The following is a 13041-nucleotide window of genomic DNA, read 5'->3' as shown; positions in this document are numbered from 1 at the left end:
TTGTATGTTTTATGCTCTTATTGTCTCAAATTAAGTATGAATGCAAAAAATAGCTTTTTATCGAGCTAAATAGATTCGTTTATTTCCTTTAGGAAAATTTCAGAGTGCTCATTTTGCTATTTATTTTATGCACACATTCACCATATTAGTGTCATTGTTATGTAAGGATGATATTGTTTGCACAATGTCTATCAGCAAGACAATTAATTAAATAGTGCATTTAACAGGTGAGCATTCTGCTTTATATCATGTCGTTTCATCGGTAACGTGAATGATTATCTGTTGTAGGTTATTTGCTTCAAAAAGGATGCCGCATGAGCCAAGAAAATCTCCCAATAGAACATCTTTATTTTACTGAGACAAATTTAGAGCAGATCTTAGAAAATCTAGATGTAGTTCGTAATCGAATCCATCCACAGGCGACAAATGAAGAAGGCATAAATGAACAGGTGTTTCCATCTGTTTGCCTAATTGGTTTGGGGCGTTGTGGTTCTAATATTGCATTGGATGTCGCATCACTAGTATACGATGCTAGAACAAACTACATGCGGGAAGTAGAAAGCCAAGAAATATTAGATAGTGAGAGTGAATTCAGACCTATGCGCTGGATTCGCAAGCATTTGCCACTTGAAGATAAAGATGGCGTTAAGCCGGTATTTCTTATTGAGCCTATCGTTTTACTGGGTGATTTGGATAAAGATATTGAAGGAAGAATTCGTTTTTCTAATCAGGAAGGACGAACTAAATTTCTAGAAGAATACACCAAGTTGCAAATAATGGATTTGTCTGAAGTGCATGCTGGTGGCGCAGGTAATGCTCCAATTTTAGGACAATATCTTGCAAAAATTATTCTAAACAAAGATGCAACGACGTTCCGTAATGAAAACTGGAAACAGATGCATTCTTATCTAGTTGATTCCTGTGGTATTAAAGCCAATCAATCACGTCTTTATTTTTATATTTTTAGTGCTGGTGGTGGTACTGGTTCTGGTATGGCGTCTGAATTTGGTCTGGCGCAACAATTCTCTTACTTAAGTAAAACCTTTGATTATCGTTCCGATCAAAGCCAAATGGCGGATAAGCGTCATAGCTTTGTTTTTGAGCCCATTTTTACTTCTGGTATTTGTATTCTACCGAACATATCTGGGAAAAATGTTGAGATTTCTGAGGCATTGCATATTAACGCAGGCCGCTTGTTGACCAAATATATTTCTGAGGAGTGGAATTTCTCGTATAACGAAGAGCGTGAAGACGACGAAGTGCCAGCGGATGTAATGGAACGTATTCGTCCGTGGAACTCTATGATGCTGATATCTAACGATATTATGCGTTATGCGGAAGAGGAAAATGGCGGCGATTCTGATAATATCGATGTTAACACCATGGAGAAATACGCTAACCAGTATATTTCTCAGCAAATTTTTAACATCTTGACCGCTCAAGCAGTAACAACTGATTACGACGAAGACTACTTCCGTCGCGCTGGTATTGATATTGCAGAAACCATTCGTTTAGACGCTAATGACTTATTTATGAGTTTAGCGGGCCCAGTTGCTGTGGCTTACGCTGAAAGCGTGGTGAACGAAGGGACACGTCAGGATAGCGTTGATATTGATGACTTATTCTGTCGCTCAATTGAGTTGCCGCACTTTAATAACGACACATCTGCGATTGAAGGTGTTAGTGTGTTGCCAGTTGAATCTGATCGATACCGAGAAGCGATTAAGAACTATCGCAAAAGTGGTTATGATGCGACGGCATTGAACCATCTACATTTCTTCAAGAACTGTTCGTCTATTGTTTCCATTATTTCTTTGCCAAGAGACTACAAACTGTCTTTCACTGCATTGAACCGCTTAAAAATGCATTTGAACCGCTTATGTCCAAATACAACATTAAAGCGTTACGCGCTTGTTATTGGTGCATCAGCAAACTTATCATTAACGACGCTTATTGCCAAAAGTCCGTGTTTAAGTGATGACTTTTTGACGCTAATGGTCGCTTACATGAAGCGCTGTTTTGCTCGTGATGATTATCGATACACGGATGAAATAGACAAAGCGGTAATTAAAATGATTCAAGATGATGATTTTGATGATGCCTTGGTAGATAAGTTCTTTACGACCTATGAAAACCCAGCAAAAATTCTAGATACCAACTGGTATGCAATTAAGCCAATGTATGAGAAAAAGTACCGTGAGCTTATTGATAACAATCAGCGTTTCGTATCTATTAATGATATTCGCTTGGATATAAACAACGTTAAAAATGCGATCAAATATCTTCGTGAAATTTATCGTCATCGCATCAGTAAAACCAATGTTCTTACACTAAATGGTTAATTTCATTTAGTTAAACACTGAATGATGGTTGTTTGAAAAAGGCTACTCAATTACATTTGAGTAGCCTTTTTTATTGCTCTGTTTTTTTATAACTGGCTAATCTCAATAGTTGGCTTAACTATTGAATGACTAAGCTAGTGTTTCTATTGTTGTTGCTTGTCTTTACGTTTTTGTTCTTGTGCCCTTGTATGGTGTGCGTAATTCGCCCCACGTTATTTAGCATGAGCTTTTTTGGTGCGGTTTTAACTGTTTAGGATGTATATGGCAGAATACTATTGGTTGTTGGTGGCCTCTGCGTTTGTATTTATGATGCAGGCTGGTTTTTTGTGTTTAGAAAGTGGCCGTATTCGTAGTAAAAACAGCATTAACGTCGCGGCGAAGAATATATCCGATTTTATAATATCGACGACATTATTTTGGTTGTTTGGCTTTGGTATCATGTTTGGTGACTCTGTGGCAGGGTTGTTTGGTGCAAGCGATTTCTTTTTTGATGATCGGCACACGCCTTGGGAAATAAGCTTTTTTCTTTTTCAAATGATGTTTTGTGGTACCGCAGCAACGTTAACGTCTGGAGCGGTTGCTGAGCGCATGACATTCATTGGCTATCTGGCAATCACAGTTGTTCTAAGTGCATTCATTTATCCTATCGTTGGGCATTGGGCTTGGTCTGGTGTGTATCCTTCAGAAGGACCAGAAGGTTGGCTTGAGGCTCTTGGTTTTATTGATTTTGCGGGTTCTACCGTGGTGCACTCAGTTGGTGGCTGGGTAGCATTAGCCGCGATTATCATTATTGGACCTCGCCTTGGACGCTTTGAAGAGGGGATACGGTTACCACCTGGTAATAATCTCCCCTTGTCTGCTCTAGGAACATTATTAATTTGGTTTGGTTGGATTGGTTTTAATGGCGGTAGCACATTAGCGCTAACCGATGCTGTGCCAATGATCATTCTAAATACCTTTATCTCTGCGGCTTGGGGGGCGCTAATCGCTGCTGGAATTAATTATTTCCGCGATGGCTATATTGAGGTGGGCTTTGTGCTGAATGGCACAATTGCTGGGTTGGTAGGCATTACTGCTTCTTGTCATGTAGTGTCACCTGGGGCATCCGTTATTATTGGAGCTGTTTCTGGCGTAGTTGTGTATTTCGGTAGTTTACTGATGGAGCGCTGGCGTTTAGATGATGCATTGGATGTTGTTCCAGCGCATTTATTTGCGGGCATATGGGGGACTTTGAGCGTCGCTTTGTTTGGACAAACAGATAAAATTGATAATGGTTTGGGGTTTTTAGGGCAGCTTGGGGTTCAAGCATTAGGTATTGTCGTTATTGGGCTCTATTGCTTTGTGGTGGGTTATACCTGCATGTGGCTACTGAATCGTTTTATGCCGCTTCGAGCGAGTAAAGAGCAAGAAGAGCAAGGTTTAAATGTAGCAGAGCATAGAGCGACAACAGAATTATTTGATTTGTTAACCTCCATGCAATACCAACAAAATAATGCTGATTTTTCAAAACCTGTTCCTGAGGAGCCTTTTACAGAAGTTGGGCAGATTGCTCGAAAATATAATCAAGTTATTGATCGAGTGAGTACTGAAATTGCGCAGCGAGATGACGCTTTGATGCGTTTTCAAGAGAGTGAAATGCGTAAGTCAGCGATATTGAATTCATCAATGGATTGTATTGTGACCATTAACCGCTTTGGTTCTGTAATGGAATTTAACCCTGCAGCAGAACGAACCTTTGGGTGTCTGAAAAAACAAGTTGAAGGTAAAAGCTTTATTGGTCTTTTTATTCGCGAAGAAGATAGAAAAAAGATTTTTGAAAGTTTGAACTCGGGTTTCTCGACATCAAATGGCTTGATATTGAATCGGCGTAATCCGTTTCGTTTACAGCGTAGCCCTAACAATGATTTTCCTGCTGAAATTGCGATTACTAAGGCCAATGCTGACTCTTCACAAGAAAGTGAATATACACTTCATATTAGAGATATGACACGTCATGTGAAGTTGCAGGAACGCTTGAAGTTTTTAGCGTATAGCGATCCATTGACCAGCTTGTACAATCGTACTTATCTAATGGACTCACTTGTTAGCGCTTTGCTTTTTGCAACCAAACAGAAGACGTCTGTCGGACTGTTATTTTTGGATTTAGATAACTTCAAAATTATTAACGATACGTTAGGCCACAAAGCTGGTGACGAGCTGCTGTGTGAAGTTGCAAGGCGTTTAATTGCAGTGTCTGATCAGTTTGATGTCATCGCCCGTTGGGGCGGCGACGAATTTGTCTTTATGATGACGAAAGATGTCAATGAAAGTCGTTTGGCTAAGCGAGCGCAACAAATTTTAGAGGCCATGCGAGCGCCAGTGAATTTAAACGAGCAATATTTCACTATACCAACGAGTATTGGTATTGCCTATACCGGCGAGCAAAGTTTGGATGCCGATAGGCTGATTCAACAAGCTGATATCGCAATGTATTGGGCTAAGGAAAAAGGCCGTGATAATGCGCAATTCTTTACACCTGAAATGTCCAATATTGTCACGAAAAAGTTTGGTTTTGAGAAAGAGATTAATGATGCACTTGCATCAGAACAGTTCTCTTTAGTTTTTCAACCAAAAGTCTTTATGGAAAAAGAAAATATCCTCGGCTTAGAGGCGTTGATCCGCTGGAATCATCCAACGAAAGGGCTTATTCCGCCCGCTGACTTTATTCCAATGGCGGAAGAGTCTAACTTAATCTCTAGAATTGATGAGTGGGTGATTGATCAAGCTTTATTACAGCAAAAAGCATGGCGTGATCAAGGTTTACGGATTGTTCCTATTGCTGTGAATCTTTCTGGACGGCATTTGGTATCGGACTCTCTGGTACCTTACATCTCGCAGAAACTAATTGCTTATGGTATTGACGGTTGCTTGCTAGAAATTGAAATTACAGAAGGGGTTTTGCTCCAAGATATTCAGCGTTGTATTGAGGTGATGGCAGAATTGAAAGAGTTAGATATTAGAATCTCAGTAGATGATTTTGGAACGGGTTATTCGTCGCTAAGCTATTTAAAACGGCTGCCATTGGATATCTTGAAAATTGATCAATCATTTGTTGAAGAATGCGATCGTCATATCGAAGACGCTAAAATCTGTGAAACCATTATTCACTTGGCGCGAAGTTTAGAACTGGTGATTGTTGCGGAGGGTGTAGAAACCGCTCCGCAAGCGGATATGTTGAAGTCGCTAGGTTGTGAGATATTTCAAGGCTACTACTTCCATAACCCCATGATAAGTGCTGATATTGCCAAGTTGCTTATTGCTGATCATGTGATTGGTTAGGTGTTTCTCTATTACGGATAGTTTCCATAAGCTCTTGATTCTGTGTTTTTTCTAACGGCTTAGTGCGATAGTGCAGTGCCGTTTTTGCAATCATATTTGCCGCGACTGGTGCGGTAATCAATAGGAACAAAGTGATCAAAAACTCTTGAATGGAAAGGAATCCTTTCAAGTGGCTTTGAAAGATCATTGATGCAACTAAAACACCAGTAATTCCCAAAGTCGATGCCTTCGTTGGACTGTGAAGGCGCATGTAAATGTCAGGCAAACGAGCAAGACCATAAGAACCGATCAATAGAAAAATGCCGCCAATAAGCAAAGACACGCAGATGATAATTTCGAGATAAAAAGGCATAACTGATCCTTATTCTATGATGTCGCCGCGAAGTAAGTATTTACATAGAGCCGCAGTACTGACAAATCCTAGCATGGCAATTAATAGCGCCGCTTCAAAATACAACGCGCTTTCTACATATATGCCGTAGAGCAAAATAAGTGCAATGGCGTTTATGTACATTGTATCTAGTGCCAGAATTCGGTCTGATATGGTTGGGCCTTTTAGGAGACGCCATAAGTTCAAAATCAGCGCGATGCAAATACACACCGCCACTATGGTGATGGTTATCTTTAGCATCCAAATATCTCCTTGATTGGCTTCTCATAGCGTTGCTTAACCGATTTAATCAGTTCAGCTTCGTCATCTAAGTGAAGTGAATGGACATATAGCCAGGCTTTGTCTTTCGATACTTCTGCGCTCACGGTTCCCGGAGTAAGAGACACTGTGCTGGCTAAAATAGTGATACCTAAGTCTGAGTCGATATTGATCGGAATCGCGACGAAGCCCGGAGTTAACTTTTTGATCGGACCAATAATCAGCAGCGCCACTTCCACATTGGCGGTCAAAATATCTTTTAACACCATGAGTATGTATCGAATCGCCAGCCAAGGCTTAAGAATCTTAGGGTGTTCATCACGCATACTGTTTACTAGTAAGGGAATGGTGATCGCAAAGAAAACCGCCAACACCATATGTCCAGCACTAATAGAATTGTTCAATAACAGCCAAACCACAAACAATAGCAGGCTGTGAAATGGCATAGGGAATAACTTCATTGGGCTACTCCTGGTAATAAAGCATAAGCAGAAGCTTGAATATCGTGTAGATGGTGCGCTGCTTGTTGAGTAAATTCACTGATATCGCCACCGAAAACAACTAATATTGGAGATGCAAGTAACAATAAGCCGATACCCATTATTTCGGTTATTTTAGCGGGTTCTGCTTCTGCAGCCACACTGCCATTGTGACGCCAGAAAAGCGTTGTGCCTGCTCGTGAGAAAGCAATTAAGGCCGCTAAACTGCCAATTAGAATCAAAGGCCAAACCCACATAGTTTGCGCAGAAGACTGTGTCGCTTGTAGGATCATGATTTTGCCAACAAACCCAGACAGTGGCGGCATGCCGATTAATGCCAAAGCAGAAATTGCAAATCCAAAGCCTAATAATCTAGGTTGAACAAAAGGACGAGAACGCACAAAACGGTCTTCTGCTTTGCCGCGTTGGCGAGACATGACATCGGCGAGCAAAAATAATCCAGCTGATGCCAAAGTACTATGCACCATGTAATACAGAGCCGCAGAAGTTGCTGCTTCTGAATTGATTGCTGCACAAGCCAGTAAACTGCCACTGGAAATAATGACTAAATTGGCGCTGAGCGTTTTGATTCCAGGACTTGCGAATACACCTATGGTACCAATGGTGATGGTTAACAAGGCCATTGGCCATAACCAAGGTGTGGCAATGTTGGCTAGTTCGCCAGCATCGTCGCCAAAAATAACCGTATAGACGCGGAAAATACTATAAATCCCCACCTTGGTCATAATGGCAAATAGTGCAGCGACTGGTGCACTAGCGCTGGCGTAGGTTTTGGGTAACCAAAAATGCATTGGCAGCATGGCGGCTTTTAAGCCGAATACGACTAATAATAACAGCGCACCGGTTTTTGCTAATGTCGCCGTTTCACCTTGCAGTTGGCCGACTTTGATTGCCATGTCTGCCATATTTAGCGTGCCAAGCGTGCCATATAAAATGCCAAGGCCGAACAAGAATAGGCTAGAGCCAACAAGGTTAAGAATGACATAGTGCAAAGCAGCTTGAGTTTTCTGTTTGCCGCCAGCATGGATTAATAGTGCATAGGACGCGATTAACAATACTTCGAAAAAGACGAATAAGTTAAATATATCGCCTGTTAAGAAAGCGCCGTTAATGCCCATAATTTGGAACATAAACAGTGGGTGGAAATACGCGCCACCTTTGTCTTGTCCTGCGACAGCATATAGCATCACACAGAAGGCTAAAAAAGCCGTTAATAATACAAGAAGGCTAGAAATCTTGTCCGCAACCAGCGCTATACCAAAAGGCGCTTGCCAGCCGCCTAACGCATAAAGCTGAACACCTTCGGTATTTATTTGATACAGCAAAGCGGCTGATGAAATCAGTAAAAACAAGGTGCCGACAATCGATGTGATACGTTGCGAATTGATATCACGAGATATTGGCGGCAACAACATGATGGCGCCAAAAAGCAAAGGAATCAGAATCGGAAAAATGCTCAAGTGCTGCATTTATTGGCTCCCTCCTGATTTCTTCGAGGCGTCGCCCGGTTGCGCAGGCAAGGTACCATCAACATGATCATTACCCAAATCAGCGCGGGCACGCATTGCTAAGATTACTGCGAACGCTGTCATAGCAAAACCGATAACAATGGCGGTTAATACTAAAGCCTGAGGAAGCGGGTCGCTGTATTGCTCGGACTCACCCAGAACGGCTGCTGCATTAAGTTTGAGTCTGCCGCTGGCGAACAAGAACAAGTTCACCGCGTAAGACAGTAGAGTTAAGCCGATAACCACGGAAAAAGTGCGGCCTCGTAAGGCAAGAAAGATTCCGCAGGCTGTTAATAAGCCAACGCAAAATGCGTATAAACCTTCCATTAATCATGCTCCTTTTGAATAGGACGCTCACTGGTGGTCAATTGACCTAGATTGGCAAGAATCAACATAGTGGCGCCAACCACAGTAAGAAAAACACCAAGATCAAAAACCATGGCACTGGCCAATTCGAATTTGCCGATCACTGGTAAGTAGAAGTAATCAAACCAAGATGACAAGAAAGTATGACCAAAGACCCAACTACCCAAACCACTTAGAGTTGCGATACCAATGCCTGAACCAATCATGATTTGATAATCCAGCTTGAGACGAGTCTTAATCCAGTCAACACCGTGTGCCACATACTGTTGAATAATGGCAACCGATGTAATTAAGCCAGCTATAAAACCACCGCCAGGCATGTTGTGTCCGCGTAAGAAAATATACGCAGAAACTAACAGTGCTAATGGCAAAAGACTCTGGGAAATCACGGCTAAAAGAATAGGGTAGCGGTCTTCCGACCAAGCCAATCCGTTATCGTCGCTGGATGGCATATAAAGACGCATTTTAGCGATCAGCTTATAAATCCCTAATGCCGCAATACCTAACACGGTGATTTCACCCAGTGTATCGAAGCCACGGAAATCCACCAAAATCACGTTTACAATATTGGTTCCGCCGCCACCTGTTTTACTGTTCTCGGTAAAAAAGGTCGAAATCGTATCGAGAGGGCGAGTCATCAAGGCATAAGAAATAGTACCAATAACTCCACCAATTAATGACGCGAGACTTAAGTCGCGAACCACTCGGCGAGGAGAAGATTCTTTCGGCGTATTTTGTGGCAAAAAGAACAGTGCCAAGATCAACAAGATAACCGTCACAACTTCAACCGAAAGCTGAGTAAGTGCCAAATCAGGTGCTGAAAACTGAGCGAATGCCAACGAAACAATCAAACCTACAACAGACAGGGTGAGCAAAGCGATAACTCGTCTTCTGTGCCACAGCACAGTCGCTAAAGCAGAAACGCATAACAAAACAGCGCAAGTGATAGATAATGCATCAAGAGGAATCTCAGGGCGTTGTCCCGCGGTTGTATTTAGCTTCATCAAGGTAGACGCCGTCATCACAATAGCGAAAGCCAAAACAAAGAAAGTATAGCGCTGAAGCGAGCCATTTTCCGTGAAGGCAATAATACGGCTGGCCTTGTTCGTCAGGTATTGGATAACCCCTTCAAACACCAACTTAGGGTCACTGGTTGGGAACTGTGCTTGAAACTTAAACATATGGTGGCGGTTATGGTACATGTACAAGCCACCTAGCAAAGCAATCACACTCATTAGTAATGGGAAATTGAAACCATGCCAAATTGCAAGGCTGTATGTTGGTGCTGGACCATTTAGTGTTGCTTCCGCCGCTGCAAATAATAGATCGCCCACGACTAAACTTGGAAAAATCCCAACAACTAGACAAAGCCCAACCAAAATTTCTACTGGTACACGCATGTAGCGCGGTGGCTCATGAGGTGTTTTAGGTAAGTTAATTGGCTCACCATTAAAGAACACATCGTGAATAAAGCGCATCGAATAGGCAACAGCAAACACGCCGCCTAAGGTCGCCAGTACCGGAATAAACCAAGACAAGGATCCAAGTGATGCCTGATGCAATGTTTCAGTGAAGAACATTTCTTTCGACAAGAAGCCATTCATCAATGGCACACCTGCCATAGAAGCCGACGCAACCATAGCCAAAGTCGCCGTGTAAGGCATGTATTTCCAGAGACCATTTAACTGACGCATATCGCGTGAGCCAGATTCATGATCAATAATCCCCGCTGCCATAAACAAAGAGGCTTTGAAAATAGCGTGGTTGATTATATGGAAGATAGCGGCCACAGCAGCAAGGTCGGTCCCCATGCCGAGCAACAAGGTAATCAAACCCAAATGACTGATGGTAGAATTTGCCAAAAGCCCTTTTAAATCATGCTGGAATATCGCGATGTAAGCACCCACAAGGAAGGTCGCTAAGCCTGTCAGACTTACTATCATGAACCAAAGATCAGTATCCGCAAGCGCTGGGTAAAAACGCGCCATCAAGAAAATACCGGCTTTTACCATAGTTGCAGAATGTAGATAGGCACTCACTGGTGTTGGTGCTGCCATGGCATTAGGTAGCCAAAAATGGAATGGAAACTGAGCCGATTTTGTAAAAGCACCAAGTAAAACCAAAACCACAATAATCGGGTAATTTGCACTGGCTTTGATCAATTCGCCACTGTCTAAAACATCTTGTAGGCTAAAACTACCAACCGTGTTACCTAGAATCAACAAACCGGCTAACAAGGCTAAACCGCCAGCGCCTGTGACGGTTAGCGCCATTCTTGCGCCTTTTCTGGCTTCTGTTTTATGCCCCCAGAAGCTGATCAGCAAAAAGGAGCTAATACTGGTTAATTCCCAGAAAAACCAGAGCTGAATCAAGTTATCAGATAGCACCACGCCAAGCATGGCAAACATGAATAGGATTAGGTACGAATAAAACTTACCAATGGAATCTTTCGCTGATAAATAATAGCGAGCATACAGAATAACAAGTAAACCAATACCCAGAATCAAAATAGAGAACAGCAACGCCAAACCATCTAAACGAAAGGCAAGTTCTAACCCAATAGCAGGAATCCACGGTAGTGCTGCTTGAAAGCGTTCACCTTGGAAAATATCGCCAGCATGTGTAAGGACTAAAAAGAGAGTTAAAGCAGGTAATGCGGCTGTCATAAACGCACAAGCGGTGCGACTAAAGCGAGCGGTAATAAGCGGGATTAACGTACCTAATAAAGGAAGAAAAGGTAGCCAGATAAGTGAACTCAAAGGCAAAACTCCTTTCTAGTGAGCGGTAATATAATATGAATGTGCTGTGCGAGCATGGTTGTTATCCTAACAATCGTTCTCTAAGTGTGGTTCTTCAACATTGTTTACTCTACAAACTGACAGAGTAGCTACCCTGTAAGCATAGCCTTTTATCAATCTAATCAATAGGCTAAAACTGTTTTTACAGCAAGAAATAGTATCGATTCGTTTTCATAAAGCCGAACAATAAGAACCCTTAACTTAAAAAAAGTTCCTTTAAAACAGGTTTTATTGATTGTGTAAGTTTAGTCGACAGTTGCTTAGATTAACTGAAGGATAGAGAGCCCATTAATGAAAAATCACTTCTTCTGGGCTCTGTATGATAGGTTCAGACAGTATTATAGATGCTTTACTTCTTCCATTAGACTTTCTATATGTACGACGACCTGTAGGCTGGCAACTTCCATTTTATCTAGTTGAACTAGCATTTCTTTCGTATTTCCAGTTTGTGCTGCTTTTAGTGCTGCACGCCCTGATTCATGCACTGCCCTGTGTGGCGTTTCAATTGCTTTAAAGCTCGGTGACTGTTGGAAGTGTCGACTGCCGTAACCTTCGTAATACCATTTACCCAATCTGCATTCGGTATGCAGGTTGACCTCTTCATCGAATTTCTTTTTATCGATACGGTTATAAACGTCATTTTTCCAGACCGCATGATCTAATTTTACTGTATTTAAAAAAGAGTGTGTGGCAGCAATGCTAATCACTCCCTGCATGTGATTTGAACGTGAAATAACATTATCAACCACTTTATCAATTTGAACCGACGATGAAGAGATGTCCATTGCACTGATTTGGTTTTGGTTCACCATGTTCTTGATCTGTTCTGTTTGAGCGATAACCTGTTTGACTAATGTTTCTACTTGCTCGCTTGCGCTATGAGTTTTTCCAGCCAAATTTCTAACCTCATCGGCCACTACAGCAAAACCACGGCCAGCAGATCCAGCTCTGGCAGCTTCGATTGCGGCATTAAGTGCAAGTAAGTTGGTTTGAGAAGATATTTCTTGGATACTTGAAACAAGCTGACTAATGCCATTGGCGGTCTTATCAAGCACGTTGGCTGCTCCCATACTGTCGCTGGCTTGTTCATTGATTAGACTCGCGCGCTCGCTTAAACGATTTAATGCGACTCTCGTTTCATCGAATACATCGTCTAATTTTGACAAAGCAACACGTTCTTCAATTAAATTCTGAGCGCTATCCGCCAATCCAAAGCGAATAGAATTAAGCATTTCTCCTCCGCGCAGCTGATAGCGAATTAACTCGTAAGCGTCCGGCAAACCACACATTTTAATTATCTTCAAACACCTTAAAGTCTGTTGTCTTTTAAATCAGAGCAACAGACTCATGTTTACCGCGTCTTCCCAGCTTAACGTTACTCTCATTTGTGGACCAACCGATATGCGTAAGGCCATTGATGGGCTTTGCAATATTGTCGCCTACGATCTTGAAAAAGAACCTTGTAGTGAGCACATTTTTGTCTTTTGTGGGCGAGCACGTGACAAGATTAAAATATTGCAATGGTCTAATAATGGTTTTTGGTTGCATTACAAACGATTG

At 42.0% G+C, this 13041-nt stretch carries 10 protein-coding genes and 1 pseudogene; 3 read left to right on the top strand and 8 right to left on the bottom strand.

Going from position 1 to position 13041, the window contains the following annotated elements:
* Nucleotides 1-314 precede the first annotated feature (314 nt).
* The gene (locus BUA59_RS22915) at nt 315-2342 is read left to right on the top strand and encodes a hypothetical protein (protein WP_072842409.1); all 2028 of its coding nucleotides are present in this window, start codon (nt 315-317) and stop codon (nt 2340-2342) included.
* 261 nt (nt 2343-2603) lie between these two features.
* Nucleotides 2604-5660 carry an ammonium transporter gene (gene amt, locus BUA59_RS22910; protein ID WP_072842408.1) on the top strand — a complete coding sequence of 1019 codons (3057 nt, stop codon included), beginning with the start codon at nt 2604-2606 and terminating at the stop codon, nt 5658-5660.
* Here amt and BUA59_RS22905 read toward each other — a convergent pair.
* The 8 genes and pseudogenes from BUA59_RS22905 to BUA59_RS24360 all read right to left on the bottom strand — a co-directional run.
* Nucleotides 5635-6012 carry a Na+/H+ antiporter subunit G gene (locus BUA59_RS22905; RefSeq protein WP_072842407.1) on the bottom strand — a complete coding sequence of 126 codons (378 nt, stop codon included), beginning with the start codon at nt 6010-6012 and terminating at the stop codon, nt 5635-5637. The genes amt and BUA59_RS22905 overlap by 26 nt on opposite strands.
* Before the next feature lie 9 nt (nt 6013-6021).
* Entirely contained in the window at nt 6022-6291 is a 270-nt protein-coding gene (locus BUA59_RS22900; protein ID WP_012071647.1) for a K+/H+ antiporter subunit F, read from the bottom strand.
* The gene (locus tag BUA59_RS22895) at nt 6285-6770 is read right to left on the bottom strand and encodes a Na+/H+ antiporter subunit E (RefSeq protein ID WP_072842406.1); all 486 of its coding nucleotides are present in this window, start codon (nt 6768-6770) and stop codon (nt 6285-6287) included. The genes BUA59_RS22900 and BUA59_RS22895 overlap by 7 nt, the downstream gene beginning before the upstream one ends.
* Complete coding sequence (locus tag BUA59_RS22890; protein ID WP_072842405.1) at nt 6767-8278, bottom strand: monovalent cation/H+ antiporter subunit D; 1512 nt, start codon at nt 8276-8278, stop codon at nt 6767-6769. Before BUA59_RS22890 ends, BUA59_RS22895 begins: the two co-directional genes overlap by 4 nt.
* Nucleotides 8279-8644, bottom strand: coding sequence for a Na+/H+ antiporter subunit C (locus BUA59_RS22885; protein WP_012071644.1), 366 nt, complete (start codon nt 8642-8644; stop codon nt 8279-8281).
* Nucleotides 8644-11442 carry a monovalent cation/H+ antiporter subunit A gene (locus BUA59_RS22880; protein WP_072842404.1) on the bottom strand — a complete coding sequence of 933 codons (2799 nt, stop codon included), beginning with the start codon at nt 11440-11442 and terminating at the stop codon, nt 8644-8646. The genes BUA59_RS22885 and BUA59_RS22880 overlap by 1 nt, the downstream gene beginning before the upstream one ends.
* A 377-nt stretch (nt 11443-11819) precedes the next feature.
* Entirely contained in the window at nt 11820-12197 is a 378-nt protein-coding gene (locus tag BUA59_RS24365) for a CZB domain-containing protein (RefSeq protein WP_425435133.1), read from the bottom strand.
* A gap of 45 nt (nt 12198-12242) precedes the next feature.
* Nucleotides 12243-12713 (bottom strand): annotated as a pseudogene (locus BUA59_RS24360) (methyl-accepting chemotaxis protein); the annotation flags it as partial.
* A 115-nt stretch (nt 12714-12828) separates the two neighbouring features.
* On the opposite strand from BUA59_RS24360, the gene tnpB reads away from it, so the two are divergent.
* On the top strand, nt 12829-13041 hold a 213-nt coding region (tnpB, locus tag BUA59_RS22870; RefSeq protein ID WP_139248964.1), incomplete at its 3' end, for an IS66 family insertion sequence element accessory protein TnpB.

Origin of the sequence: Marinomonas polaris DSM 16579 (genome assembly GCF_900129155.1) — a bacterium.
In the GTDB taxonomy this organism is placed as follows: domain Bacteria; phylum Pseudomonadota; class Gammaproteobacteria; order Pseudomonadales; family Marinomonadaceae; genus Marinomonas; species Marinomonas polaris.
This window is presented reverse-complemented; position numbering and strand designations above follow the sequence as displayed.